Source organism: Allobosea sp. MMO-172, from assembly GCF_037147855.1.
Lineage (GTDB): Bacteria > Pseudomonadota > Alphaproteobacteria > Rhizobiales > Beijerinckiaceae > Allobosea.
On sequence record NZ_JBBCUM010000009.1, the window covers coordinates 204,032 to 228,942 of the forward strand.

Genomic DNA, 24,911 nt, shown 5'->3' on the forward strand with positions numbered 1-24,911 from the left:
GCCTCCCGGGTTCCGCTGGATCGCGGCTTCGGGGGCACGGCGACGCTCGCCCGGCGGGAGGCCGATACGATGGGTTACCAGCTCAGCGAAGATCAAAGCGCCATCATCGATGCGGCGCAGCGCATCTGCGACAAGTTCCCGCTCGAATACTGGCTGCGGAAGGATCGCGAGCACGCGTTTCCGCATGAGTTCTTCAAGGAGGTAGCGGAGGGCGGCTGGCTCGGCATCTGTACGCCCGAGGAATTCGGCGGAGCCAATCTCGGCGTGACCGAGGCGGCGCTGTTCCTGCGCACGGTCGCCTCCTGCGGCGGGCAGGCGGCTGCCTCGACCATCCATATGAACATCTTCGGCCTGCAGCCGGTCGTCCATTTCGGCACGGAGGAGCAGAAGCAGCGCTTCCTGCCGCCCTTCACCCGCGGCGAGGTCAAGGCCTGCTTTGCCGTGACCGAGCCCGATACCGGCCTCGATACGACCAAGCTCAAGGTCGTCGCCAGGAAGCAGCCCGATGGAAACTACCTGATCTCGGGCAAGAAGGTCTTCATCTCCACCGCCCAGCAGGCCGACCACATGCTGATCCTGGCGCGCACGACGCCGATCGATCAGGTCAAGAAGCATAGCGAAGGCCTGAGCCTGTTCTACACCAAGCTCGACCGCGACTATGTCGAGATCCGCGAGATCGACAAGCTCGGCCGCGCCGCGGTCGACACCAATGAGCTCTTCATCGACAACCTGCCGGTCTCCGCGGACAGTCTGATCGGCGAGGAAGGCAAGGGCCTCACATACATCTTCCACGGCATGAATGCCGAGCGGGTCTTCGTCTCCGCCGAGCAGATCGGCATCGGCCAGGCGGCGCTGCGCCTTGCGACCCAATACGCCAAGGACCGCGTCGTGTTTGGCCGGCCGATCGGCCAGAACCAGGGCGTCCAGCACCCGCTTGCGCGCAACTGGGCCGAGCTCGAAGCGGCGAACCACATGATGCTGGCGGCGGCCGATCTCTACGACAAGGGCCTGTCCTGTGGCTCCGAGGCCAATGCCGCAAAGCTGCTGGCGTCGGAAGCCTGCATGAAAGCCTGCCAGACCGCGATCCTGACCCATGGCGGCTTCGGCTACGCCAAGGAATACCATGTCGAGCGCTTCATGCGCGAAGCCTGGATCGGCTACATCGCCCCGGTCACCCCCCAGCTCATTCTCTCTAACATCGCCGAGCGCAAGCTCGGCCTGCCCAAGTCCTATTGAGACAAGCCAGGGGGAAACGCCATGAAACCGATCCGCTCGTTCCTCTTCGTTCCCGGCAACAAGGAATCGATGCTCGACAAGGCGGTGAACGCCGGTGCCGACGCGCTGATCCTCGACCTCGAGGACAGCGTGCCGCCGGCCGAGAAGGCCGCGGCCCGCGCGCTTGTCGCCGGCAAGATTCCGGAGCTGATCGCCAAGGGCCAGCGCATCTGGGTGCGCATCAACCGCACCGCCCATATCTACGATCTCGACGATCTGCTGGCGGTCGTGCAGCCGGGCGTCGAGGGCATCTACATCTCCAAGCCCTGGGGGCCGGAGGATGTGCACATGGCCTCCTGCATGATCGCGGAGGCGGAGAGCCGGGCCAATCTGGAGATCGGCACGATCAAGCTGATCCCGCTGCTGGAGACCGCGCGCTCGATGCAGCTCTGTTTCGAGATCGCGCAGATTCCGCGTGTCGCCGGCATCGTCGGCGCCACCGCCAAGAACGCCGATGTCGGCCGCGCGCTGAAATATGTCTGGACGGCCGAGGGCCGCGAATCCGAGTATCTGAAATCCCGCGTCGTCATGGCGGCCCGCGCCGCCGGCAAGCTGCCGATCGGTGGCATCTGGCAGCAGATCAAGGACCTCGACGGCCTCGCGAAGGCGTCGCAATTCGACCGCCAGCTCGGCATGGCCGGCGAACTGGCGCTGCATCCGATGCAGGTCGAGACGATCAACCGCACTTATACGCCGACGCAGGACGAGGTCGCCTACTATCAAGGCATGGTCGATGCGCTGGCGCAGGCCCAGGCCAACGGGCGCGCCTCGGTGATGTACGACGGCGAACATATCGACATCGCCCACGTCAAAACGGCCCACGACATCATCGCGCTGGCGGCCGAATACCGCGCCTGACCGCGACAAGCGGAGGGCTTCGCCGAACGAGGCCCGGCCGAAACAAGACAACGGGAGGACTATCTTGGAACAGGCTGCGGATTCCGGGCGCCTGCCGCCCCTGGCGGGGCTTCGCGTGCTCGACCTCACTGTCGCGCTCGCCGGCCCCTATTGCACGCTGCTGCTGGCCGGACTTGGCGCGGAGGTCATCAAGATCGAGTCGCCGACCGGCGGCGACATCGCGCGCTTCAACCCGCCCTTCTACGGCAAGGACGGCATCCATCTCGACAATATGGAGCCGGGCGACATTTCGCTCTCGATCCTGGCCCGCGCCCGCAACAAGCGCAGCATCTCGCTCGATCTCAAGACCGAGCGCGGCCGCGAGATCTTCCGGGACCTCGCCACGCACGCCGACATCATCGTCGAGAACATGAGCGACGGCACGGTCGACCGGCTCGGCGTCGATTACGAGAGCATCAGCAGGATCAACCCCCGCATCGTCTATTGCTCGATCACGGGGCTGGGGCGCCCGAGCCCCTATCCGGGCGTCAAGGCGATGGACATCACCGTCCAGGCGCTCAGCGGCGTGATGGACACGACCGGCTTCGCCGACGGCTCTCCGGTCCGCTTCGGCCTGCCGATCGCCGACCTGATCACGCCGCTCTACGGCATCATCGGCATCCAGGCCGCTCTGCGCCAGCGCGAGGAGACGGGCAGGGGGCAGAACATCGTCGTCTCGATGCTGGACTGCCTGACCTCGCTCCTGCCCTTCGAGCATTTCGACGTCTTCCAGCGCGCCGGCTTCCCGCCACGCTCGGGCAATCACCAGAACCGTCTGGCGCCCTTCGGCATCTACAAGACCGCCGACGGCTATGTCTCGATCGCGGCGGCCAACGACAAATGGGCTGCGGCCATTTTCGACGCGATGGGGCAGCCGGAGCTGAGCCAGGACCCGCGCTTCACCGGTCGGGGGCCGCGCGCCAAGAACGCCGATGCGCTCAACGCCCTGATCGAGGGCTGGACCAGCCAGCACAACACGCAGGACGTCATCGCGGAGCTGCAGACGAAACGCGGCGTACCCAGCGTCACCGTGCGCACGGCGCTGGAAGCGCTGGCAGACCCGCGCCTTCACGCCAGCGGCGCGATCCAGACGCTGGTCCATCCCGATGCCGGCAAGATCGACGCCGTCGGCGCCGGCGTGCCGATCCGCATGTCAGGCGCCAAGGTCGGGTTCGATCGTCCGGCGCCGAAGCTCGGCGCCGACAACGAGGACATCTACGGCCAGCTTCTCGGCCTCGACGCGCAGGCCATCGCGCGGCTGCGGGCAGAGCAGGTCATCTGACTTACCGGCGGCTCGCGGGCCGCCCTTATCCAAGCACCAGGGAGATTCCCATGACCGTCGACTATCAGAAGCTCGCGACCGGCAAATATTACGAGGAACTCGTCGTCGGGAACGTCTACAAGCACGCGATCACCCGCACCGTCACGGAGACGGATAATCTCCTGTTCAGCACGCTGACCTACAACTCGGCCTGGCTGCACATGGACGAGGAATACTGCAAGCAGACCGCGCATGGCCGGCGCCTGGTCAACAGCCTGTTCACGCTGTCGCTGGCCTGCGGCGTCACGGTCGCCGATACGACGCTGGGCACCACCGAGGGCAATCTCGGCTTCACCGACGTCAAGTTCTCCTCGCCGGTCTATATCGGCGATACGCTCTACAGCGAGACCGAGGTGATCTCGAAGCGCGAGTCGAAGTCGCGCCCGCAATCCGGCATCGTCGAGTTCGAGACCCGCAGCATCAACCAGCGCGGTCAGGTCGTGCTGTCCTTCCGTCGCACTGGCCTGATGCTCAAGAAGAGCGAGCTGCCGGCGGCGTGAAACGCGCCGCAGGCGGTCTCAAAGCATCCAGCCCGCACGCTCGCCATCGACGATCGCGTCGGTGACGAGCCGCGGCGTGCGGCAATCGCCGACGATGTGCAGCTCGGCCGGACCATCAGCCAGGGCATCAGCCAGCGTTCGCGATGCCTCCTGCCCCATGCCGACGATCACGGTCTCGATGCCGGCCAGTGTGGTGCCTTGGCCGGTATAGCGGTCGCGCAGCGCGACCGTCGTTTCACCGACCGACTCGACCAGCATGTTCGGCAGAACCTGCACCCCTTTGGGGCGAAGCCGGCGGTAGAAATCCGGGACGTGGTCGGAGTGGAGAGCCGCGCCGGCATGGAGGAAGGGGGTGACGATGGTCACAGTCTTCCCCAGCTCGGCCAGATGCTCCGCCGCATAAGCGGCAGAGAGGTGAGGGTCCTCGTCGATCACCACGACCGAGGTGCCGATGGACTCCGGCCGTTCGAACACGTCCCAGACGGTGAGGACGTGCTCGCCATTGAGCCCAGCGATCGGTGCCTCGCCTTGACGCAGACTGGAGCGCCCGTCGCGCCGCGGTGTCGAGCCGGTCGCGAGGATGATCGCCTCGTATCCGGCAAGCAGAGCGGGTGTCGCCTGCGTGTTGAGCCGGATGTCGAGTTGGCATTTGCGCAGCATATGTTCCTGCCAGCGCGTGATCTCGCCGAAGGCGTAGCGGCTTTTCATCTGCGCCGTCATGCGGTTCTGGCCGCCGAGCCGGCCGTTGGCCTCGAACAGCACGACCTCATGCCCGCGCTCATGGGCGACGCGGGCCGCCGCCATCCCAGCCGGCCCGCCGCCGATCACGGCGACGCGCTTGCGGCTTCCGGCCGGCTTCATCGTGCCGATGCCGAGCTGGCGTTCGCGCCCGACCGCGACATTGTGGACGCAGCCGATGCCGCGACCCTGATCGAGCCCCATCAGGCAGGCCTGGTTCGAATAGGTGCACTGGCGGATATCCTCGACCGCGCCGCCCCGCGCCTTGGTCGGCCATTCCGGGTCGGAGATCAGGGCACGCGCCATGCCGATCATGTCGGCCTGGCCGGAAGCCACGACATCCTCGGCGATGGCCGGCGAAGGGATGCGCGAGACCACGCAGATCGGCAGGCCGGTCGCGGAGCGGATCTGCCCGGCGACCTCGGCGAACTGGGCCTCCGGCGCGCCCATGTCCGAGATCCAGCCGGGATAGGCGGCCGAGGTCAGGCCGCTGATGTTGAGATAGTCGACCTGCCTGGTTGCAGCGAGGCGCGTCGCGATCTCGACCGACATCATCGGGTCGATCCCGTTCGGCAGGCCGTCATAGGCGTTGAGACGCACGCCGATCACGAAGTCAGCGCCGCGCTCCCGGCGGATACGGGCGATGCTCTCGATCAGAAAGCGGCAGCGGTTCTCCAGGTTGCCGCCATAGCGATCCTCACGCAGATTGGTGTTGGGCGAGAGGAATTCATGCAGCAGATAGCCCTGCGAGGCGAAGAGTTCGACGCCGTCGCCGCCCGCTTCCGCGACATTGCGGGCGGCGGTGGCGAAGGTCTCGATGTACTCCTCGATATCGGCGATCTCCATCGCGCGCGGGATTTCGCGGGTGCGCGGGCAGGGCAGGGCCGAGGGAGCGAAGAGCGGGATATTGTAGCTCTTCACACCCGGCGCATGGAGCTGCCGGCCGCTGGCATTGAGCTGCGAGACGAAGCGTGCGCCATGGGCGTGCACCCCGTCGATCAGGCGCTTGTAAGCGGGGATCAGCTCGGGATCGTCGATGCGGTCGAGGGTGCCGAGCGAGCTGGTTTCCAAGGCGCCGCCCCAGTTCGCCAGCCGCTTCCAGGAAGGCGGAAACAGGAAGTTCGACATCACGATCAGGCCGGCACCGCCCTTGGCGCGCTCGACATGGTAGTCGATGACGCGCTCGACGGTGGAGCCGTAGCCGGGCGCGAACACCACCGCATGCGGCGCCATGACGATCCGGTTTCGGAGCGTCATCGGGCCGATCGTCAGCGGGCTGAAGAGATGAGGAAACGGCCCGCTCATCGCAGCGCTCCTAGCCGGGGAACTGTCTGAAATCGGGCTGGCGCTTCTCGCGATGCGAGGCCAGGCCCTCGACCACCTCCGGCCCGCCGAAGCCGAGCATCTCCAGCGCCAGCGAGGCATCGAAGCTCGGCCCCATCATGCGCAGCCAGTTGTTCAGCGCATACTTCGTCCAACGGATGGCGCTGGGCGCCCCATCGGCCAATCGGGCCGCGACGGATACGGCCTTTTCCTGCAGTTCGGCATCCTCGACGGCGAGCGAGATCAGGCCGATCTCCTCGGCCTTCTCGCCGGTCAGCGGATCGCAGAGCAGGAGATAGTATTTCGCCTTGGCCATGCCGCAGAGCAGGGGCCAGATGATCGCGGCATGATCGCCGCCGGCAACGCCGAGGCGGGTATGGCCATCGACGATCTTGGCGGTCTTCGCGGCAATCGAGACATCGGCGAGGATGCCGGCGACGAGGCCGGCGCCGACGACGGGGCCGTGCATCGCCGAAACCAGCGGCTTTGAGAAGTTGATGATGTTGTAGACGAGGTCCTTGGCCTCGCGCCACATCCGGGCGCGTTCTTCATGCGTCTCGATCATCGCCTGGACCACATCGAGATCGCCGCCGGCCGAGAAGCCGCGTCCGGCGCCGCAGAGGATGACGGAGCGGACGGTGGGATCGGCGTCGATCTTCGACCAGACATAGGTCAATTCGGTATGGCCGATGGCATCGAGCGCGTTCAGCCGCTCTGGGCGGTTGAGGGTGAGGCGCAGCACGCCCTCGGCCGGGCGGTCGAAGAGGATGCGCTGGTAGCCGGAATAGTCGCTCATGATCCGTCGTCCTGTTGGCCCGCGTGCGGGTTCAGATGCTGCGTTTGGAGGTGATCCCGCCGTCGACCGTGATGATCGTGCCCGAGGTGTAGCCGGAGCGCGATGAGGCCAGGAAGACGAAGAGGTCGGCCACCTCGCGCACTGAAGCCGGCCGGCCGAGCGGATAGTGCTGGAGATATTCGGTATGGCGCTCGGCATCGCCAAGGCGCGACTGGGCGCGGGCCTTCAGCACCTTGTAGATCCGCTCCGTCGCGACCGGGCCCGGATTGATGCCGAGCACGCGGATGCCGTCCTCCAGGCTGCGCCCGCCGATGGCGCGGGTGAAGGCCATCAGGCTCGCATTGCCGGTCGAGCCGGCGACATAGTCGAAGTCGAAATTCTCGCCGCCATTGCCGATATTGTTGAGAATGACGCCGGCGCCGCGGGCCTTCATGACAGGGTAGATCGCGCGGGTCAGATCGATATAGCCGAAGACCTTGAGCTCCCAGCCCGCGCGCCATTTCTCCGCATCGACCGTCCAGAGATCACCGCCCGGGATGGCGCCGGCATTGTTGACGAGGATGTCGATATCGGGGGCCGCAGCCACCACCGCCTCTGCCGCGCCGGGAGCGGTGAGGTCCAGCGGCTGAATGCGGACATCGACGCCATGGGTCCCGCTCAGTTCCTTCTGCAATGCCGTGAGGCGGTCGCCCGAGCGGGCCACCAGATGCAGATTTGCGCCTTCCTCGGCGAAGGCATGGGCCAGCCCTTCGCCTATGCCTTGCGAGGCGCCGGTGATGACGACGCGCTTGCCTCTCAGAAACAGATCCATGGCACTCGTTCCATCCCTTGATCTTATTGGCAGCGGATGCGCGAAAACGGCTCCGCTGACATTGGCCCCCCCCTCGCCGAATTGGCCCCGACGACGGTTCGGCATGAAGCGCGGCGCTGCGGCGGCCGTGGCGCTCCTTTGCGCCCGCTGCTTTTGCCTTGTGCCGGACGGTCCGGTCCAACCGACCGGCCGCTACAGTAGGACAAGCTTCACAGAGCATCAATACAAACTATCGTTTGGTTGAAAAATTAACGAGTCACCGGCTTCATTGCTGCCTAAGTGCAGGAGGCATCAGCTTGATTCAGGATTCAAGGGCGAGTAGTGACGAGAAGCGCTCGTCGCCGCGGCTGGCATGATCAGGCGGTCGAAATCAATGGAATCTGGTCTTCGGACCTGATGGGAAAGACCGGACTCGAGATGAGAGCACGCAGCACGAGGAAGCCGGCCGCTTCGCAGGCCGCGGAAGCAGCGAAGCCGAATCCGATGAGGGGCGAAATCCTCAACGCGGCAGCGGAGATTATCGTTCGTCAGGGCTACGAGGCCTGCACGATGCGTGCGGTCGCAGCTCTCGTCGATATGAAGGCGGGGAGCCTCTACTACCACTTCAAGTCGAAGGACGAGATCGTCGAGGAAATCCTGAACCAGGGCATCGAGACCCTGTTCGAGTTCGTCCAGGACACCATCCGCAACCTGCCGGCCGAGGCGCCCTTCGCCGAGAAGGTCAGCGCTGCAGTGGGCGCGCACTTGTCCAGCATGGTCGGCAAGGATCGCACGTTCATGCATGTCTACGAGCACCTTCCCCCGGTCATCAAACGCCGCAGCCGCAAGATGCGTGAGAAATACGCGCAGCTCTGGCGTGATCTCTTCGCCGCCGGCGTTGACGGCGGGGAAGTGGACCCGGCGATCGATCTGGCGATCGTCATTCCCTATTTCCTCGGCGGGTTGAACCGCGTTCCGGAGTGGATCCGTGCCAGCGGCGCGACCAGCGACACCGTCACGACGCTGGCCACGACCATGTTGCTGAGGGGCGTCGGCCTGCGGGCCTGACGATGGCGGGCGACGCCGGTCAGCCATTGGCTGCGGGAGCAACCCGCCGGATCTCGTCGAGCGCCGCCTCGTTATCGACCGAGGAAAGGTCGCCGGCCGGCAGCCCCGAATAGAGGCTGCGGATCACGCGGCGCATCACCTTCGAGCTCTTGGTCTTCGGCAGCATCGCGACGACATGGACATGCGATGGCCGGAATGGCCGGCCCAGTCGGACGTCGACATGGGCCGATACCTCCTTCGGGATATCCGCGCCGGCCTTGTCGGAAGGCACGACGAAGACGACGAGCTTCTGGCCCTTGACGGGATCGTCGACGCCGATCGCCGCCGCCTCGTTGATGCCGGCCAGTTCCAGCACGACCTCCTCGACCTCGGCCGGTCCGAGTCGTTTGCCGGCGACCTTGATCGTGTCGTCCGAGCGGCCGCGCAGCATGAAGCCGCCTTCGCGCAGCCGGATCGCGAGATCGCCATGCAGCCAGAGGCCCGGCACCGCGCTCCAGTAGGTTTCGAGATAGCGCTCGTCATCCTGCCAGAACGACCGGGTCATCCCAACGAAGGGCTCGCGCACGGCGAGTTCGCCGACCGTTTCGCTGATCGAGCGGCCTTGCGGATCGACCACATCGACGGAGACGCCGGGCGAAGCGGTGTTGAAGGCCGTCGGCAGGATCGGCTTGGCGATGACGCTGGACAGAAGCGCGCCCGAGACCTCGGTGCCGCCGGTGTAATTGATCACCGGAGCGAGATCGCGCCCGAAATGGCGCTGGTACCAGAGGAAATGATCGGGATCGATGCCTTCGCCGGCCGTGATCAGCAGGCGCACCGAGGAGAGATCGCCCTTGGTGGCGAGTGCCTCATGGGCGGCTAGCCCCCGGATCAGCGTTGGCGCCGAGCCGTATTGCGTGACCTTGTGCCGCTCGACCAGCCGCGACATGCGCGACCAGTCCGGGAAGTCGGGCGCGCCATCGTAGCAGACCAGCGTCGCGCCGCGCATCAGCGTCGAGCAGATGATCAGCGCGCCGGCGATCCAACCCATATCGGCCGGCCAGAAGAAGACGTCGCCGGGCTTCACGTCGAAATGGACGGCGGAGTCATGGGCGATCTTGAGCGGCAGGCCGCCATGGACGTGGACGGCGCCCTTGGGCTTGCCGGTCGTGCCGGATGTGTAGATCACCATGAAGGGATCGTTCGCGCCCATCCGCTCGGCCGCGAAGCCGGCGGGCGCGTCCTGCTCGATGGCGCTCCAGGCTTCCGAGAGGGCGAATTGGGGGGAGTGCTCGACTGCGGCCTTCAGGATCACGCGCTCGACGGTCGGCAGCCGCTTGCACGCCTCGATCACCACCGCGCTGGTATCGACGAGCTTGCCGCGGCGGTGGAAGCCGGCGGTGGCGATGATGGCGCGAGCCTCGCAGGCACTTAGCCGAGAGACGATGGCGTCCGAGCCGAAGCCGCTGAACAGCGGCACGACGAGGGCGCCGAGATAGGCGATCGCCAGGAAGGAGATCGTCGCCTCGACCCCGCTCTCCATCAGCAGGCCGACGCGATCGCCGCGGTTGATGCCGCGCGCGCTGAGGCCGGCCGCGAAGCGCTCGACCCGCTGCTGCAGCTCGGCATAGGTCACTTGCGTGAGGCTGCCATCCTCGCTCTCGGCGATGACGGCCGGCCGTTTTTCAGCGCCGCGCTTGCCCCAGGCGAAAACGGAATCGGTCCAGTTCAACTCGCCGCCGACGAACCATTGCGGGAACTGCTTGCCGCGTGAGAGGTCGGCATAGTGCTCGTAAGGTTTCGACCAGACGATCTGGCAATAGTCGTTGATCACCTTCCAATAGGCAGCCGGGTCCTCGACCGAGAGGCGCTGCAGCGCATCGAAATCCGCGACGCCGAGCCGGCGCGCGATCTCGGTGACGTTCGCCTCCGCGATCTGCCGGGGTGAAGGCTGCCAGGCTTCGCCGGATGCTGCGTTCATGATCATGGCCTTTGATGCGGATGCAGGGTGGGATGACCGGCGCTCGGCGAGCTTTGCCGGGGTTGCGGCAGGTCTTCAGCCCTTCGGCGGGAAAGGATGGGCGCGCCGCATGCGGGCGGCAACCGGAACGGATGTCTCTGGCATCGTTTCTCTCCCGGGCCGCGTCTTGCGCGCGGCCGATCGCCAACGGCGTCGATGCAGAATTCTTACGATCATAAATCTAACGTTTGAAAGAGGTTTCGCCGCAGGCCTTTGGGAGACATAGGTAAAACCTATGGAAGTCGACGTGTCCTTGTGTCTCCGGGCGATCCATGGTCACTCGTCGCAACAAGACGAGGCCCGGGCCGACAGGCCGGCGAGCCACGGCAACAACCCCAGATCACGGCAAGCGAACCCATGCGCAGCCTCCTTTTCGTTCCCGGCGATTCCGACAGGAAGATCGCGAAAGCGATGACGGGCGATGCCGACGCGCTGATCCTCGACCTCGAGGACGCGGTTGCGCCGTCGCGGAAGGACGATGCGCGCCGCATGGTGGCCGATGCGCTCGGGCAAGGCGGGCGCGGCCATGTCGGCGTCCGGGTCAACGCGATCGACACGCCCTGGTATCTCGCCGATCTCATCGCCGTCGCCCCGGCGAAGCCGCGCTTCGTCATGCTGCCGAAATGCAATGGCGCGGCCGATATCGCCCGGCTCGCGCATCATCTCGACCTGCTGGAGATGCAGTCCGGGATCGCCGCCGGGAGCATCGGCATCCTGCCGCTGGTCACGGAAGATGCGGCGGCTGTCCGGCAATGCGATTATGCCGGCGTGTCCGGGCGATTGATCGGCCTGTGCTTCGCGGCCGAGGACCTGTCGACCGATCTCGGCATCGCGCCGCGCTCGCCGGCTGGACGCTATCGTGCCCCGATGCTGTTGGCGCGCGCTACGGTGCTCCTGGCAGCCGCAGCGGCCGGCGTCCCGGCGATCGATACGCCTTATCCCGTTCCCGGCGATCTCGACGGCTTGCGCCGCGAAAGCACGGACGCGCTGGCGGACGGCTTCTCCGGCAAGCTCTGCATCCACCCCGGTCAGGTCGGCATCGTCAACGAGGCCTTCTCGCCGAGCCCGGCCGAGATCGACTGGGCCCGGAAGATCGTCGCCGCCTTCGACGCAGCCGCGGGCAGCGGCGTCATCTCGCTCGACGGCAAGATGGTGGACCGCCCGCATCTCGTGCGGGCGCACCAGCTGCTGCGCCGGGCCGCGCCGCTGCAGGCGGCAGAGTGACGGGGGCGGAGGCAAGCATGGCGAACGCAATCGACATTGCGCATCTGCAAGGCTGGGTCGGACGGAGCCAGTCCAATGGCGAGACCGTGACCAGTTTGCAGGCGGCGCAATTTGCGGCGCTCTTCGACCGGGAGGCTCCGCCGCGCCAGGGCGATATTGTGCCCGGGCTCTGGCACTGGGCCAACGCCTTTCCGCCGCAGCGGCAATCGCTGATCGGGCCGGACGGTCATCCCGTTCGCGGCGGTTTCCTGCCGCCGGTGCCGCTGCCGCGGCGGATGTGGGCCGGCGGCGAGGTCTCGTTCCTGCGCCCGATCCGGGTCGATGCCCTGCTGCGGCGGAATTCGACGATCCTCAGCGTCACGCTGAAGGAGGGCGGCAGCGGCCCGCTGGTCTTCGTCCAGGTCCAGCACGAGATTTCCGATCGCGAGGGGCCGGCGATCTCGGAAATCCAGAACATCGTCTATCGCGACGACCCGGCGCCCGGCCAGCCGGCCCCGAAGGGCAAACCGGCTCCGGCCGATGCCGATCACAGCGAAGCCTGGCATCCCGACGAGGTCGCGCTCTTCCGCTACTCTGCGGCGACCTTCAACGGCCACCGCATTCATTACGACCTGCCTTATACGCGGGAGGTCGAGGGCTATCCGGGGCTGGTGGTGCAGGGGCCCTTCACCGCGACCAAGCTGTTCTCCGTGCTTACGGAGAAGCTCGAAAGTCCCGTTGTAAGATTCTCATATCGCGGCATGAAACCGCTCTTCGCAGGGGACGCCCTGACCGTCGCCCTGAAGGCGACGGGCGACGGGCAGTACTCCATCTGGGCCGCCGACAGTGCCGGCGAGATCGGCATGCAGGCGGAAGCGCAGGTGGCGCCATGACTGCATTGGCCGGTTTCGATCCCGCCCGGTTGCTCGCCTATCCGATCCCGGAGATGGAGCAGTCCTTCACGCAGAAGGATACGATCCTCTACGCGCTGTCGATCGGGCTGGGGCAGGACCCGCTCGACGAGCAGCAATTGCGCTATGTCGATCATCATCGCGCGCTTCAGGTTGTACCGTCCTACGCCGTCGTGCTCGGCTTTCCCGGCTTCTGGATCGGCAATCCTGATACGGGCGTCGATCCGCGTTCCGCCCTCCATGGCGAGCAGGAGATCGCGCTGCACGGGCCCCTGCCGGTGAACGGCCGGATCGTCGGCCGGACGCGGATCACGAGCCTGATCGACAAGGGGGCTGGGCGCGGCGCGCTGCTCTATAGCGAGCGCCAGATCCTCGACGCCGAAAGCGGCGCCCTGCTCGCTACCACGACCATGTCGCATTTCCTGCGCGGCTATGGCGGTTTCGGCGGGGCTGACGGCCCCGTTCGCCCGGTCCACGCCGTCCCCGGGGCGCCGCCGGACCTGACGATCGAACTGCCGACGCGGTCGGAGCAGGCGCTGCTCTACCGGTTGAATGGCGACGACAACCCGCTTCATGCGGACCCGAAGCGGGCGGCCGAGGCCGGTTTCGCCCGCCCGATCCTGCACGGCCTCTGCACCTTTGGCGTGATCTGCCACGCGATCCTGCGCGGGCTTCTCGACTACGACGCGACGCGCCTCAAGAGCATGAAGCTGCGCTTTTCAGCGCCGGTCTATCCCGGCGAGACGATCGCCGTCGATCTCTGGCGCGACGGCAGTTTTCAGGCGCACGTGCCGGAGCGCGGCGTGCTCGTCGCTACCAACGGACTGGCCACGACAGGCTGAACGACAACAGGGCCGCCGCCTGAAAAAGGCGATGGGCGGCGGCAGGGAGAAGACGACATGGCCTTGGACGAGGAGCGGCTCGAAAACGTGCGGATGCTGCGCGAAAGCGCTGCCGCCGTTGCCGACAGGAGCGATCTTTCACGGGTTCGGGCTCAGCGCTTCCGCCAGCCCGGTTTCGACCGCGCCGTCTGGCGGCAGATGGCGGAGCTCGGCTGGCTCGGCCTGCGGCTGCCGGAGGAGCAGGGCGGAGCAGGGCTCGGCATGGCCGAGCTGATCGCTCTCGCCGAGGAGATGGGCGCCGCACTCGCGCCGGAGCCGTTCATCTCCGCTTTGATGGCCACCGACATGCTCGATGGGGCGCGCCTCGAAGCAGCTCTGACCGGCGAAGCGATCATCCTCGCGGCCTGGCAGGAGAAGCCCCGCCAACTCGACGGCGAGGTCGAAACCACCTTCGTCGACAGACGCGTCAGCGGGCGGAAGCTCCATGTGCCGATGGCGGCGGGCGCCGATGCCTTCGCGGTGGCGACCCGGCAGGGCGTGGCGATTGTCGATGCCAAGGATCCTGGCCTGACCATCGAGATCACGCCGGCGCAGGATGGCGGCCATTGGGGCACACTGACCTTCAATGGCGCCCGCGGCGAGCCGGGCCGGGCACCGCGCGAAAGCTGGCTGGACGAAGCGGTTCTCGCGACGGCGGCCACACTCCTCGGCATCATCGATGCCGCTCTGGAGCGGACCATCGATTACCTCAACGTGCGCCAGCAGTTCGGCGTCAAGATCGGCACCTTCCAGGCCTTGCAGCATCGCGCCGTCGATCTGAAGCAGCAGGCGCTCCTGACCCGCGCCAGCATCGAGGACGCTGCCGCGATCATGGACGAAGGGCAGGGCCCGGCCGCCAAGGCCGCTGCCTCCCGCGCCAAGGCCCGCGCCAGCGACGCGGCGCTGATCGTGACGCGGCAGGCGATCCAGCTCCATGGCGGCATTGGCTATACCGATGAGCACGATATCGGGCTCTTCCTGCGCAAGGCCATGGTGCTGGTGCCCTCGCTCGGCGATTCCGCCCTGCATCGCCGCCGCTTCGCGCATTTCCAGACTTTGGCCGCCGCCGACAGCAAGGAAGGGCAGCCCGCATGAGCGCCTCCCGCTACACAATCGACGACTATAACGCGCTGAGCGACAATGATTTCCGCGTGCTCGTCCGCGATTTCCTGGCCGAGCGCCATCCGCCGGAGCTGCGCAACCCGGTGAAGCGCCTGCACTGGGCCGAGGCGAAGCCCTGGTACATGGAGCTGTCCAAATATGGCTGGCTCGCGCCGAACTGGCCGAAGCAATATGGCGGCATGGGGCTCTCGGCCTCCAAGCAGCTGATCTATGTCGAGGAGTTCGAGAATTTCGGCGCGGCCCGCACGCCCGATCACGGCATGATGTTGTTCGGCCCGCTGCTGATCCGTTACGGCAGCGAGGAGCAGAAGGCGCATTTCCTGCCGAAGATCCTCTCGGGCGAGCATATCTGGTGCCAGGGCTATAGCGAGCCCAATGCCGGCTCCGATCTCGCGAGCCTGCGCACGCAGGCCGTGCTCGATGGCGACGAATGGGTGATCAACGGCCAGAAGACCTGGACCACGCTCGGCGGCGATGCCGACTGGATCTTCATGCTGGTGCGCACCGACGCGAGCGCCAAGAAGCAGGAGGGTATCAGCTTCCTGCTCGTGCCGATGAAGAGCAAGGGCGTCTCGGTCAAGTCGATCGTCAATCTCGACCTGCAGGACGAGTTCAGCGAGGTCTTCTTCGACGATGTCCGCGTGCCCAAGGCCAATCTGGTCGGCGAGCTCAACAAGGGCTGGAGCATGGCAAAAGCCCTGCTCGGCTTCGAGCGAATCTTCCTGGGCTCGCCGCGCCAATCGGCCCATGCCTTCGCGCGGCTGAAGGGGCTGGCGCAGCATTACGGCGTCTGGGACGATCCGGTCGTGCGCGATCGCTACAACCAGCTCTGGCTCGATCTGGAGGACCACAAGGCCCTCTACGAGCGCTTCGCCGACACCTTGCGCCGCGGCGAGATGCTCGGCGCCGAAGTCTCGCTGCTCAAGCTGAACCAGAGCGAGCTCTACCAGCGCATCTCGGAATTCATGTTGCAGATCACTGGGGAGGATGGCGGGCGGTTGGAGCCGGTCGACGGCAACGCCGACCTGCATGCGCCCGGCATCTTCCTGACCGCGCGGGCCGCCACGATCTATGGCGGCGCCTCCGAGGTTCAGCGCAACATCATCGCCAAGAACGTCCTGCGGCTGCCCTGAGACGGCTGCGGAGCAAGGGAGAACGAACATGCTTCTGGACGGAAAGGTCGCGATCGTCACAGGCGCCGGCGGTGGCATCGGCCGCGCGGTCGCGCTCGCCATGGCACGCGAGGGCGCGGCGGTGGTCGTCAACGATGTCGGCGCCTCGCTCGGCGGCGATGGTCAGTCGGCCTCGCCCGCGCAGGAGACGGTCAAGCTGATCGAGCAGGAAGGCGGCCGGGCGGTCGCCAATGCCGACAGCGTCGCGGAATGGCAGGGCGCCCGCCGCATCGTGCAATGCGCGCAGGACAGTTTCGGGCGGCTCGATGCCGTCGTGAACAATGCCGGCATCGTGCGCGACGGCATCTTCCACAAGATGGAGCCGGAGCAGTGGCTCTCGGTGATCAACGTCAACCTGAACGGCGTGTTCTATGTCAGCCGCGCCGCGGCGGACGCTTTCCGCGCGCAGCAATCCGGCGCCTTCGTGCACATGACCAGCACCTCCGGCCTGATCGGCAATTTCGGCCAGGCGAACTATGCCGCCGCCAAGCTCGGCGTCGCGGCGCTGTCGAAATCGATCGCGCTCGATATGCAGCGCTTCGGCGTGCGCTCGAACTGCCTCGCGCCCTTCGCCTGGAGCCGGATGACGGATTCCATTCCGGTCGACAGCCCCGAGCAGCAGGCCCGCGTCGAGCGGCTGATGAAGATGACGCCGGATAAGAACGCGCCGCTCGCCGTCTTCCTGGCCTCGGATGCCGCAAGCCACGTCAACGGCCAGATATTCGCCGTGCGCCATAACGAGATATTCCTGATGGGCCAGAGCCGGCCCTTGCGCTCGGTGCAACGGAGCGAAGGCTGGACGCCCGAGACGGTCGCCGAACACGCGGAGCCTGCCTTGCGCGCCTCTTTCGTGCCGCTCGACCGCAGCGCCGATATCTTCACCTGGGACCCGGTGTAAGCGACGGTTCGGACCGAACCCTCGCCCCGCGCCAAGAACGAGTCGAAGCCATGACGACAGATCATCACCACGCCGACGCCCATGCCGATATCCGCGACGCCGTCGCCAGGCTCTGCGCGGATTATCCGGGCGAGTACTGGCGCAAGCTCGACCGCGAGATGGCCTATCCGACGGAATTCGTGACGGCGCTGACCGAAAGCGGTTTCCTCTCGGCCTTGATCCCCGAGGAATATGGCGGTGCCGGCCTGCCGCTCTCGGCGGCGGCGGTCATCATGGAGGAAATCCAGCGACAGGGCTGCAACGGCGCCGCCTGCCACGCCCAGATGTATGTGATGGGCACGGTGCTGCGTCATGGCACCGAGGATCAGAAGCAGCGCTATCTGCCGAAGATCGCCTCCGGCGAACTGCGCCTCCAGGCCTTCGGCGTCACCGAGCCGACCAGCGGCACCGACACCACCGCCTTGCGCACCACCGCCCGCCGCGAGGGCGACCACTACATTGTCAACGGCCAGAAGATCTGGACGAGCCGTGCCGCACAGTCCGACCTGATGCTGCTGCTCGCCCGCACGACGCCGCGCGATCAGGTCGCCAAGCGCACCGACGGGCTCTCGGTCTTCATCCTCGACATGCGCGAGGCGCTGAAGGACGGCCTGACGATCCGGCCGATCCGTACGATGATGAACCATGCCACCACCGAGGTCTTCTTCGACAATGTGAAGGTCCCGGCCGCAAACCTCGTCGGCGAGGAGGGCAAGGGCTTCCGCTACATCCTCTCCGGTATGAATGCCGAGCGCATCCTGATCGCCTCGGAATGCATCGGCGACGCCAAGTGGTTCATCGACAAGGCCTCGAACTACGCCAAGGAGCGTCATGTCTTCGGCCGGCCGATCGGCCAGAACCAGGGCATCCAGTTCCCGATCGCCAAGGCCTACGCCAACATGCGCGCCGCTGAACTGATGGTGCGCGAGGCGATCCGGCTCTATGAGGCCGGCGCCAATCCGGGCGCCGAGGCCAACATGGCCAAGATGCTGGCGGCTGATGCTTCCTTCGAGGCGGCCAATGCCGCGATCCAGACCCATGGCGGCTTCGGCTTCGCGGAGGAATACGATGTCGAGCGCAAGTTCAGGGAGACGCGGCTCTACCAGGTCGCGCCGATCTCCACGAACCTGATCCTCTCCTTCATCGCCGAGCACGTGCTGGGCATGCCGAGATCCTACTGAAATTCGCAACCTACCCGCGGGTCATCCCGGACAGGCCGCGCAAGCGGCGCCGATCCGGGATCCATGCCGGAACGGTTCTGGCATGGATCCCGGGTCTCCCTGCGGTCGCCCGGGAGGACCGAGAAGGTTCGACCCGGGACCAAGCCCAACAGCCAATCGGAGAGTCGCCATGCGCCGCGCCGCCATCGTCAGTCCAGTCCGCACCCCGGTCGGCGCCTTCGGCGGCGCGCTCCGGCCGGTTTCCGTCGAAAAACTAGGCTCGGTCGTGGTGACCGAGGTGCTCAAGCGCACGGGGCTCGATCCGGCTCTGATCGAGGATGTCGTCTTCGCCCAGTCCTATGCCAATAGCGAGACGCCCTGCGTCGGCCGCTGGATCGCGCTGGAGGCGGGGTTACCGGTCCATGTGCCCGGCATGCAGCTGGACCGGCGCTGCGGCGGCGGACTTCAGGCGATCACGACGGCCGCGATGATGGTGCAGAGCGGTGCCTGCGACGTCGTCCTCGCCGGCGGCGTCGAGAGCATGAGCAATATCGAGTACTATACGACTGGTGCGCGCTGGGGCGGCCGCTCCGGCTCGATGATGCTTTATGACCGGCTCGACCGCGGGCGCGAGCGCTCGCAGCCGGTCGAACGCTTCGGCTACATCTCAGGCATGGTCGAGACGGCCGAGAATCTCGCCCGCGAATACGACATCCCGCGGGAGGCGGCGGATGCCTTCGCCGCGCAGAGCCAGCAGCGCGCCTCGGCTGCCTGGGCGGAGGGGCGCTTTGCCGAGGAGGTCGTTCCCGTCAGCGTGCCGCAGAAGAAGGGCGATCCGGTTGTCGTCGCCAAGGACGAGGGCCTGCGCCCCGACACTACACCGCAGATCCTCGCGAAGCTCAGGCCGGTCATTGCTGGCGGAACGGTGACGGCTGGTAATGCCGCCCAGCAGAACGATGCCGCCGCCGCCTGCCTGATCGTTGCCGAGGACAAGCTGGAAGAGCTCGGCCTGACGCCGCTGGGCTTCCTCGTCGGCTGGTCGGCCGTCGGTTGCGAGCCGGGGACCATGGGCATCGGCCCGGTGCCTGCGACCGCGCGTTTGCTTAAAAAAACCGGCCTGACACTCGACGAAATGGATCTGATCGAGGTCAACGAGGCCTTCGCGGCGCAGGTGCTTTCGGTTCTGAAGGCGTGGAATCTGGACGACCAGAGCCGCGTCAACGTCAACGGCTCCGGCATCTCCCTTGGCCACCCGATCGGCGCGACCGGCGTGCGCATGATGACCACGCTGCTGCATGAGATGAAGCGCCGCGGTGTTCGCTATGGCCTCGAGACCATGTGCATCGGCGGCGGGCAGGGCATGGCCGCGATCTTCGAAGGCGCCTGAGCATGGCGATCGAGATGACGGTCGAGGCGCTGGATTTCCCGGCACTGATCCGCCCCGGCAGCATGGTCTGCTGGGGGCAGGCCTCGGCCGAACCGCTCATGCTGACGCAAGCGCTGATGGAGCGGCGCGCCGAGATCGGCCGCTTCGACGCCTTCATTGGCATCGGCTGGAGCGAGACCGCCGACCCCGCCTTCGCCGACCATGTCCGCTTCCATTCCTATTGCGCGACCGGTACGAACCGGCGCCTCGCCGCGGCTGGCTGCCTCCACATCATTCCCTCGCATTATTCGACATTGCCGCGCGTGCTGGCGCCGCGGGTCGATGTGCTCATGCTCCAGCTCGCGCCGCCGGATTCCGAGGGACACTACAGCATGGCGGCGGCCTGCGAATATCTGCGCCCGCTGGTCGATAGTGCCCGGCTGGTGATCGCCGAGGTCAACGACCAGGCGCCGGCCACGCCCGGCCCGCATGCGCTGACGGAAGCCGATATCGACATCATCGTGCACAGCTCGCGGCCCCTCGTGAGCGCCCCTTCGCCGGCCCCGGGTGCGGCGGAGCAGGCTATCGGCCAGATCATCGCCGGACTGGTCGAGGACGGCGCGGTGCTCCAGGTCGGGCTCGGCTCTCTGCCGGAAAGCGCCCTGCAGGCGCTTGCGGGCCATCGCGACCTCGGCGTCCATTCCGGCCTGATGACGGATGGCATGGCCGATTTGATCGAGCGCGGCGTCATAACCAATGCGCGCAAGCCCTTCGATGCCGGCAGCAACGTTGCCGGGCTTCTGGCCGGAAGCCGGCGCCTGACCGATCTGGCGCATCGCAATCCGGCCTTCTCCCTGCGCGAGACCGCCTATACCCACGATCTGAATGTCCTCAGCCGGCTCGACCGCTTGACTGCGATCAACGCCGCCGTCGAGGTCGATCTCACCGGCCAGATCAATGCCGAGGAGGTCGCAGGCCGCTATGTCGGCGCCGTCGGCGGCGCCGCCGATTTCCTGCGCGGCGCGCATCTGGCGGCGCGCGGCCGGCCGATCATCGCCCTGCCGGCGACGGCAAAGGGGCGGGACGGGCCGGTCAGCCGCATCGTCGCCAGGCTTGGCGGCCCGGTCAGCACCTCGCGCGCCGATGCCGGGATCATCGTCACCGAATATGGGAGCGCCGATCTGCGTGGGCTGTCGCTGCCCGAGCGGCGGGCCCGGATGATCGCGCTCGCGGCGCCGGAGTTTCGCGAGGAACTGGAGCGCGCCGTCGCAACCGGCTGAGGGGCCTCACGTCAGCGAGGCGATGAGATGGTGGCGCTGGATCAGCTCGCCGAGGATGGCGCCCAGAAGCCGCTCGACGGCGAGGCTCGCCGCGCTGACCTCGCGGCCGGGCTTGCGCACCACATGGGCCGTACGTTCGATCCGTGGGTTGACGATGGGAACGAGCTTGAGCTCGCCGCGCAGCACCTCGTCCATCACGGCTGCCTGCGAGAGGATGGTGTGAGCGCTGGCGCGCGAGACGATCGAGACGATGTGCCGGAGCGCATCGACCTCCATGGTGACGTCGAGCGCGACGTTCTGGGCCCTGGCATAGCGCTCGACGAGCTCGCGCAGGCCATGAAGGCGGCTCGGCAGCACGAGAGGAATGCCGGATAGCGCGCTGAATTCGACCGGGGGCAGCAGTGGACCTTCGATTTCCGCCGCGCCGGGCCAGTTATCGGGAGCGGTGACGAGGAAAAGCTCTTCCTTGAGCAGGGGCTTCACGTCGAGATGGCTGCAATTCAGCCCCTGATAGACGATGCCGAGGTCGATATGCTCCTCCTCGACCCAGTTCAGCACATAGCCGGACATCGATTCCGCGATGCGCAGCTTCACATCCGGGAGCTCCTGCTGAACGGTCTCGGCCAGCGGTACGCTGAGCAGCAGGGCAATCGAGGGCGGGAAACCGATCACGACCGGCCCTTTTGCCTCACCGCCGATCCGCGTGACCTCGGCCATCGCCTCATCGAGGCTGGCGATGATGGCGCGGCCGCGCTCGGCGAACAGGCGCCCGGCATTCGTGAGCTGGATGCCGCGGTTGCCGCGCGTCATGAGCTGGACCGCGAGCGCGTCCTCGAGGCGGCCCAGCATCTCCGATAGCGAGGGCTGCGACAGCGATAGCTGCGCCGCCGCGGCCGAGATCGAGCCGGTTTCGGCGGCCGTCACGAAATAGCGGATCTGGCGCAGGTCGACGGATGGCTTGGGTTTGCGCATCGGGGCATCTCATGGACCGTCGGGCCGGGCGGCGAACCGGAGCGGCCGTTCAATCGGCGTAGTACTGCACTTCCAGCAGCACGCAACCGCCTTCGGAGCGGATCGGGCCATGCGGCGTGCCCGGCGGGCGGAAGACATAGGCCTGTTCGGAGAAGGAGCCGAAAGCGCTGGCTTCCCGAACGCCGTGCAGGTCGCCGGCGATCAGCATGGCCTCTTCGAAATAGTCGTGCGTCAGCGCTTCCTTCGTCTCGACCCCCGGCGCGAAGCGGACGAGCCGCGTGCGGCGGCCGGTCTTTCGCGTTTCGTCGAAATTGCTCGACAGCGTGAGGACCTCCAGGCCCGGAAAGCCGGGCAGGGCGGCCCAGCTCAGCGCGCTGATCGGCGTCAGGGTGTCGCCCGATGGCTTGGCCATGCTCCGCTCCTCGCTTTCCGAACCGGGGCGGCAGGGTGCGCCCGCCGCCCCGCTCGGCGATCTCACTTCTTGACCAGCGGGCAGTCGCTTTCGCTCAGCGGGCGGAACGCCTTTTCGCCGGGGATGACCACCACCTGCTTCAGCAGGTCCCAGGGCCCCTTCGACTCGGCCGGGGTCTTCACCTGGACCAGATAGGTGTCGTGCACCATCCGGCCGTCCTCGCGCAGCTTGCCGTTCTTGGCGAACATGTCGTTGATCGGCAGCTCGCGCATCTTGGCCATCACGGCGCCGGGCTCGTCGGTGCCGGCCGCCTGGACGGCCTTGAGATAATGGCTCACGGCCGAATAGACGCCAGCCTGGCTGTCGTTCGGCGCGGCGCCGTGGCGCTTCAGGAAGCGTTCGGACCAGGCTTGCGCCTCCGGGCTCTGGTCAGGGAAGAAGCCGGTCGCGAAGACCGTGCCCTGGGCGAGTTCGAGGCCGATCGCCTTGATGTCGGTAAGGAAGGCGACGATGGCGACGAGCTTCTGGCCGCCGGCGTCGATGCCGAATTCATGCGCCTGCTTCACCGCCGTGATCAGGTCGGCGCCGGCATTGCCCAGCGCGATATACTTGGCGCCGGACCCTTGCGCCTTGAGCAGGAAGGCGGACATGTCCGGGCTGTTCAGCGGATGCTTGACCGTGCCGACGACCTTGGCACCGAGCGGGATGATGAAGCGCTCGGTCGCCTTTTGCAGCGACTCGCCGGCGATGTTGTCCATCACCATGAAGAACCACTTGTCGCCGGGCTGCCGGGTCAGCGCCAGCGAGAGCGTCTTGCCGGCGGAGTAGCTGTCATAGACCCAGTGCACGCCGGTCGGCGAGCATTGCGCACCGGTCGCGAGCTCGGGGGCGCCCGTCGCGATCATCGTGATCTTCTTCTTGTCCTTGGCCAATCCCTGGACGGCCAGCGCAACGGCGGAATTGGGCAGGTCGACGATCATGTCGACGCCGTCATTGTCGAACCAGCCGCGTGCGACGGCGGAGGCGACATCCGGCTTCTGCTGATGGTCGGCCGAGATCATGGCGATCGGCTTGCCCAGCACCTGGCCGCCGAAATCCTCGATCGCCATCTGGGCGGCGGTGACCGAGCCCTTGCCGGACACGTCGGAATAGGTGCCCGCCATGTCGGTCAGCACACCGATCTTGACGGCGCCGTCCGAGGATTGCGCCAGAGCCGACGACGTCAGCGCCATCGCTGCCACGCCCGCCAGAAGCATCTTTCTGATCATGTTGTCCTCCCCTGTATCGGTTATCAGCGGATTGCCTTGACGCCGGTTGGGCGTAGCCCCGGTCCGCCTGTCGACGGGGCAAAAGCTTTGGGCAGCGGGCTGCTCAGCCCGCCAGTGATCGCTCGCGCGCGGTGGGTTCCTCGGTCGCGGCCAGGCTGATCACGCCGGCGTCGCGCAACGCGTCGATCTCGCGGGCGCTGAAACCGGCCCCGCGCAGCACCGCACGTGCGCCCTGGCCCAGGGCCGGAGCGGTGGTGCCGGAGGGCAGGGCGCCTGCCAGCCGGAAAGGCGTGACGAACGGCAGCGGCTGCGAGAGACCTGCGGCAGGCTCCCAGGCAAGAAATCCATTCTCCCGGTTCTGCTGCTCGGCGAGCGCTTCCCCGGGGGAAAGCACCGGGCTGCAGGGAATGCGGGCCGAGCGCAGCGTCGAAAGGCAGTCGGCGCTGCTGCGGGCCTTGCACCAGTCCTTCATGAAGGCGCTGAGCACGGCGCCATGTTCGCCGCGGCCGATATCGTCGGAGAAGCGTTGGTCGCCAAGCAGATGGGGGGCGCCGACGATCTGCGTCCAGCGCTCGAACATCTGCTGCCCGATCACCTGGACGATGATCCAGCCGTCGGTGGTCGCGAAGATGTCGGACGGCCCGGCGATCGGGCTGCGGTTGCCGATCGGGCTGCGGCTGCGCTCCCCGGAAGCCTCTTCGATCAGGATCGGGTTCATCATGGTGAGCGCGGTGCTGAGCAAGGAGGTCTGCACCTCCTGCCCGCGGCCGGTCTTGCCGTGCTCGTGGATCGCCGCCAGCGTCGCGAAGGCAGAAGCCAGCGCGGTGCCGTAGTCGACATAGGAGACGGCGGCGCGGAAGGGCTGGTCCTCCCAGCCGCTGAGATGGATCGCACCGCTCATCGCCTGGCCGGTGCCGTCGAACCCGATGCTGTCGCGCTCGGGGCCGCCTGCGCCATAGGCGGTGATGTTGGTCAGGATGATGTCGTCCTTCAGCTTGCGCAGCGCCTCGTAGTCGAGCCCGACCTTGGCCAAGGTCCTGGGGACCATGTTGGCGATGACGACATCGGAGTTGCGGACGAGTCGATGCGTCACCTCTGTCGCGCGCGGATGGCGCAGGTCGATCGGCAGGGAGCGCTTGTTCCGGTTGACCTGAAGGAACATCGCGCCGGCTTCGGGGCTGACCGGCATGACGTAGCGGTCGTCATTGCCCTCCGGCGGCTCGATGCGGATCACCTCGGCCCCGAGCGCTCCGAGCAGGGACGCGCAATAAGGAGCGGCGATGTAGCGCCCGAAATCCAGGATGCGAATGCCATGCAGCGGTGATTGTGACATCGTGTTACTCGATTGTGTCTAACGTAAGTTAGAATGTATTTCTGTGTTCGTCCAGATCGGCGATACGCCAGCCTGCGCCGCTCTCAGAGCGGCTTCTTGATCGCCTTGGCGATGACGCCGACGATGCCCTCGCGGAAGAGCAGGACGCAGAGGACGAAGATCACGCCCTGCACGACCGTGACCCAGG

At 66.7% G+C, this 24,911-nt stretch carries 22 protein-coding genes and 1 pseudogene; 14 read left to right on the plus strand and 9 right to left on the minus strand.

All coding sequences use genetic code 11. The features are described 5' to 3' along the window. The first annotated feature begins 69 nt into the window (after positions 1-69). From WFK61_RS15540 to WFK61_RS15555, 4 genes are all read left to right on the plus strand, one after another. Positions 70-1,236, plus strand: coding sequence for an acyl-CoA dehydrogenase family protein (locus WFK61_RS15540; RefSeq protein ID WP_336812990.1), 1,167 nt, complete (start codon positions 70-72; stop codon positions 1,234-1,236). A gap of 21 nt (positions 1,237-1,257) precedes the next feature. After that, positions 1,258-2,133 carry an HpcH/HpaI aldolase/citrate lyase family protein gene (locus tag WFK61_RS15545; protein WP_336812991.1) on the plus strand — a complete coding sequence of 292 codons (876 nt, stop codon included), beginning with the start codon at positions 1,258-1,260 and terminating at the stop codon, positions 2,131-2,133. Between the two features lie 64 nt (positions 2,134-2,197). Then, a complete protein-coding gene (locus WFK61_RS15550) occupies positions 2,198-3,454 on the plus strand; it encodes a CaiB/BaiF CoA transferase family protein (protein WP_336812992.1) in 1,257 nt (418 codons plus the stop codon). Between the two features lie 50 nt (positions 3,455-3,504). Then, positions 3,505-3,993 (plus strand): MaoC family dehydratase, encoded by a 489-nt coding sequence (locus tag WFK61_RS15555; RefSeq protein ID WP_336812993.1) that lies wholly within the window; start codon positions 3,505-3,507, stop codon positions 3,991-3,993. Positions 3,994-4,011: 18 nt separating this feature from the next. Here the strand turns inward: WFK61_RS15555 and WFK61_RS15560 are convergent, their stop codons facing one another. Genes WFK61_RS15560 through WFK61_RS15570 form a run of 3 tightly spaced genes read right to left on the minus strand, consistent with a single transcriptional unit; the run spans position 4,012 to position 7,661 of the window. Then, positions 4,012-6,036 (minus strand): oxidoreductase, encoded by a 2,025-nt coding sequence (locus WFK61_RS15560; protein WP_336812994.1) that lies wholly within the window; start codon positions 6,034-6,036, stop codon positions 4,012-4,014. Positions 6,037-6,046: 10 nt separating this feature from the next. Continuing rightward, positions 6,047-6,850 carry an enoyl-CoA hydratase/isomerase family protein gene (locus tag WFK61_RS15565; RefSeq protein WP_336812995.1) on the minus strand — a complete coding sequence of 268 codons (804 nt, stop codon included), beginning with the start codon at positions 6,848-6,850 and terminating at the stop codon, positions 6,047-6,049. A 31-nt stretch (positions 6,851-6,881) separates the two neighbouring features. Further along, a complete protein-coding gene (locus WFK61_RS15570) occupies positions 6,882-7,661 on the minus strand; it encodes an SDR family oxidoreductase (protein WP_336812996.1) in 780 nt (259 codons plus the stop codon). A gap of 396 nt (positions 7,662-8,057) precedes the next feature. Here WFK61_RS15570 and WFK61_RS15575 point away from each other — a divergent pair, with 396 nt between their 5' ends. Next, positions 8,058-8,708 carry a TetR/AcrR family transcriptional regulator gene (locus tag WFK61_RS15575; RefSeq protein ID WP_336812997.1) on the plus strand — a complete coding sequence of 217 codons (651 nt, stop codon included), beginning with the start codon at positions 8,058-8,060 and terminating at the stop codon, positions 8,706-8,708. A 19-nt stretch (positions 8,709-8,727) separates the two neighbouring features. On the opposite strand, the gene WFK61_RS15580 is transcribed toward WFK61_RS15575, so the two are convergent. Beyond that, positions 8,728-10,668 (minus strand): AMP-binding protein, encoded by a 1,941-nt coding sequence (locus WFK61_RS15580; protein ID WP_336812998.1) that lies wholly within the window; start codon positions 10,666-10,668, stop codon positions 8,728-8,730. A gap of 396 nt (positions 10,669-11,064) precedes the next feature. Here WFK61_RS15580 and WFK61_RS15585 point away from each other — a divergent pair, with 396 nt between their 5' ends. From WFK61_RS15585 to WFK61_RS15625, 9 genes are all read left to right on the plus strand, one after another. Further along, positions 11,065-11,931: an HpcH/HpaI aldolase/citrate lyase family protein gene (locus WFK61_RS15585; protein ID WP_336812999.1), complete on the plus strand. Its 867-nt coding sequence runs from the start codon at positions 11,065-11,067 to the stop codon at positions 11,929-11,931. 17 nt (positions 11,932-11,948) lie between these two features. Further along, positions 11,949-12,803, plus strand: coding sequence for an HTD2 family dehydratase (locus WFK61_RS15590; protein WP_336813000.1), 855 nt, complete (start codon positions 11,949-11,951; stop codon positions 12,801-12,803). After that, complete coding sequence (locus WFK61_RS15595; RefSeq protein WP_336813001.1) at positions 12,800-13,663, plus strand: MaoC/PaaZ C-terminal domain-containing protein; 864 nt, start codon at positions 12,800-12,802, stop codon at positions 13,661-13,663. The genes WFK61_RS15590 and WFK61_RS15595 overlap by 4 nt, the downstream gene beginning before the upstream one ends. 57 nt (positions 13,664-13,720) lie before the next feature. Next, a complete protein-coding gene (locus tag WFK61_RS15600; RefSeq protein ID WP_336813002.1) occupies positions 13,721-14,797 on the plus strand; it encodes an acyl-CoA dehydrogenase family protein in 1,077 nt (358 codons plus the stop codon). Then, positions 14,794-15,957 carry an acyl-CoA dehydrogenase family protein gene (locus tag WFK61_RS15605; protein WP_336813003.1) on the plus strand — a complete coding sequence of 388 codons (1,164 nt, stop codon included), beginning with the start codon at positions 14,794-14,796 and terminating at the stop codon, positions 15,955-15,957. Before WFK61_RS15600 ends, WFK61_RS15605 begins: the two co-directional genes overlap by 4 nt. Before the next feature lie 28 nt (positions 15,958-15,985). Further along, complete coding sequence (locus WFK61_RS15610) at positions 15,986-16,894, plus strand: SDR family NAD(P)-dependent oxidoreductase (RefSeq protein ID WP_336813004.1); 909 nt, start codon at positions 15,986-15,988, stop codon at positions 16,892-16,894. Positions 16,895-16,944: 50 nt separating this feature from the next. Beyond that, the gene (locus WFK61_RS15615; protein WP_336813005.1) at positions 16,945-18,114 is read left to right on the plus strand and encodes an acyl-CoA dehydrogenase family protein; all 1,170 of its coding nucleotides are present in this window, start codon (positions 16,945-16,947) and stop codon (positions 18,112-18,114) included. Between the two features lie 169 nt (positions 18,115-18,283). Further along, positions 18,284-19,480, plus strand: coding sequence for an acetyl-CoA C-acetyltransferase (locus tag WFK61_RS15620; RefSeq protein WP_336813006.1), 1,197 nt, complete (start codon positions 18,284-18,286; stop codon positions 19,478-19,480). Between the two features lie 2 nt (positions 19,481-19,482). After that, positions 19,483-20,739, plus strand: coding sequence for an acetyl-CoA hydrolase/transferase family protein (locus WFK61_RS15625; RefSeq protein ID WP_336813007.1), 1,257 nt, complete (start codon positions 19,483-19,485; stop codon positions 20,737-20,739). A gap of 6 nt (positions 20,740-20,745) precedes the next feature. Here the strand turns inward: WFK61_RS15625 and WFK61_RS15630 are convergent, their stop codons facing one another. The 5 genes and pseudogenes from WFK61_RS15630 to WFK61_RS15650 all read right to left on the minus strand — a co-directional run. Further along, complete coding sequence (locus tag WFK61_RS15630; RefSeq protein WP_336813008.1) at positions 20,746-21,711, minus strand: LysR family transcriptional regulator; 966 nt, start codon at positions 21,709-21,711, stop codon at positions 20,746-20,748. 49 nt (positions 21,712-21,760) lie between these two features. Then, entirely contained in the window at positions 21,761-22,123 is a 363-nt protein-coding gene (locus WFK61_RS15635; protein WP_336813009.1) for a cupin domain-containing protein, read from the minus strand. Positions 22,124-22,185: 62 nt separating this feature from the next. Further along, on the minus strand, positions 22,186-23,391 hold the full coding sequence (locus WFK61_RS15640; RefSeq protein ID WP_336813010.1) for an ABC transporter substrate-binding protein: 1,206 nt from the start codon (positions 23,389-23,391) through the stop codon (positions 22,186-22,188). 103 nt (positions 23,392-23,494) lie between these two features. Beyond that, positions 23,495-24,724 (minus strand): CaiB/BaiF CoA transferase family protein, encoded by a 1,230-nt coding sequence (locus WFK61_RS15645; protein ID WP_336813011.1) that lies wholly within the window; start codon positions 24,722-24,724, stop codon positions 23,495-23,497. Positions 24,725-24,807: 83 nt separating this feature from the next. Next, positions 24,808-24,911, minus strand: a pseudogene (locus WFK61_RS15650) (branched-chain amino acid ABC transporter permease); the annotation flags it as partial.

What these genes read in the sequence shown, in the direction of transcription:
- WFK61_RS15545 (WP_336812991.1), top strand. Translation starts at nt 1,258, where the DNA reads ATGAAACCGATCCGCTCGTTCCTCTTCGTTCCCGGCAACAAGGAATCG.
- WFK61_RS15610 (WP_336813004.1), top strand. Translation starts at nt 15,986, where the DNA reads ATGCTTCTGGACGGAAAGGTCGCGATCGTCACAGGCGCCGGCGGTGGC.
- WFK61_RS15560 (WP_336812994.1), bottom strand. Translation starts at nt 6,036, where the DNA reads ATGAGCGGGCCGTTTCCTCATCTCTTCAGCCCGCTGACGATCGGCCCG.
- WFK61_RS15620 (WP_336813006.1), top strand. Translation starts at nt 18,284, where the DNA reads ATGCGCCGCGCCGCCATCGTCAGTCCAGTCCGCACCCCGGTCGGCGCC.
- WFK61_RS15630 (WP_336813008.1), bottom strand. Translation starts at nt 21,711, where the DNA reads ATGCGCAAACCCAAGCCATCCGTCGACCTGCGCCAGATCCGCTATTTC.
- WFK61_RS15570 (WP_336812996.1), bottom strand. Translation starts at nt 7,661, where the DNA reads ATGGATCTGTTTCTGAGAGGCAAGCGCGTCGTCATCACCGGCGCCTCG.
- WFK61_RS15555 (WP_336812993.1), top strand. Translation starts at nt 3,505, where the DNA reads ATGACCGTCGACTATCAGAAGCTCGCGACCGGCAAATATTACGAGGAA.
- WFK61_RS15565 (WP_336812995.1), bottom strand. Translation starts at nt 6,850, where the DNA reads ATGAGCGACTATTCCGGCTACCAGCGCATCCTCTTCGACCGCCCGGCC.
- WFK61_RS15540 (WP_336812990.1), top strand. Translation starts at nt 70, where the DNA reads ATGGGTTACCAGCTCAGCGAAGATCAAAGCGCCATCATCGATGCGGCG.
- WFK61_RS15645 (WP_336813011.1), bottom strand. Translation starts at nt 24,724, where the DNA reads ATGTCACAATCACCGCTGCATGGCATTCGCATCCTGGATTTCGGGCGC.
- WFK61_RS15595 (WP_336813001.1), top strand. Translation starts at nt 12,800, where the DNA reads ATGACTGCATTGGCCGGTTTCGATCCCGCCCGGTTGCTCGCCTATCCG.
- WFK61_RS15580 (WP_336812998.1), bottom strand. Translation starts at nt 10,668, where the DNA reads ATGAACGCAGCATCCGGCGAAGCCTGGCAGCCTTCACCCCGGCAGATC.
- WFK61_RS15615 (WP_336813005.1), top strand. Translation starts at nt 16,945, where the DNA reads ATGACGACAGATCATCACCACGCCGACGCCCATGCCGATATCCGCGAC.
- WFK61_RS15605 (WP_336813003.1), top strand. Translation starts at nt 14,794, where the DNA reads ATGAGCGCCTCCCGCTACACAATCGACGACTATAACGCGCTGAGCGAC.
- WFK61_RS15640 (WP_336813010.1), bottom strand. Translation starts at nt 23,391, where the DNA reads ATGATCAGAAAGATGCTTCTGGCGGGCGTGGCAGCGATGGCGCTGACG.
- WFK61_RS15600 (WP_336813002.1), top strand. Translation starts at nt 13,721, where the DNA reads ATGGCCTTGGACGAGGAGCGGCTCGAAAACGTGCGGATGCTGCGCGAA.
- WFK61_RS15585 (WP_336812999.1), top strand. Translation starts at nt 11,065, where the DNA reads ATGCGCAGCCTCCTTTTCGTTCCCGGCGATTCCGACAGGAAGATCGCG.
- WFK61_RS15590 (WP_336813000.1), top strand. Translation starts at nt 11,949, where the DNA reads ATGGCGAACGCAATCGACATTGCGCATCTGCAAGGCTGGGTCGGACGG.
- WFK61_RS15635 (WP_336813009.1), bottom strand. Translation starts at nt 22,123, where the DNA reads ATGGCCAAGCCATCGGGCGACACCCTGACGCCGATCAGCGCGCTGAGC.
- WFK61_RS15575 (WP_336812997.1), top strand. Translation starts at nt 8,058, where the DNA reads ATGGGAAAGACCGGACTCGAGATGAGAGCACGCAGCACGAGGAAGCCG.
- WFK61_RS15625 (WP_336813007.1), top strand. Translation starts at nt 19,483, where the DNA reads ATGGCGATCGAGATGACGGTCGAGGCGCTGGATTTCCCGGCACTGATC.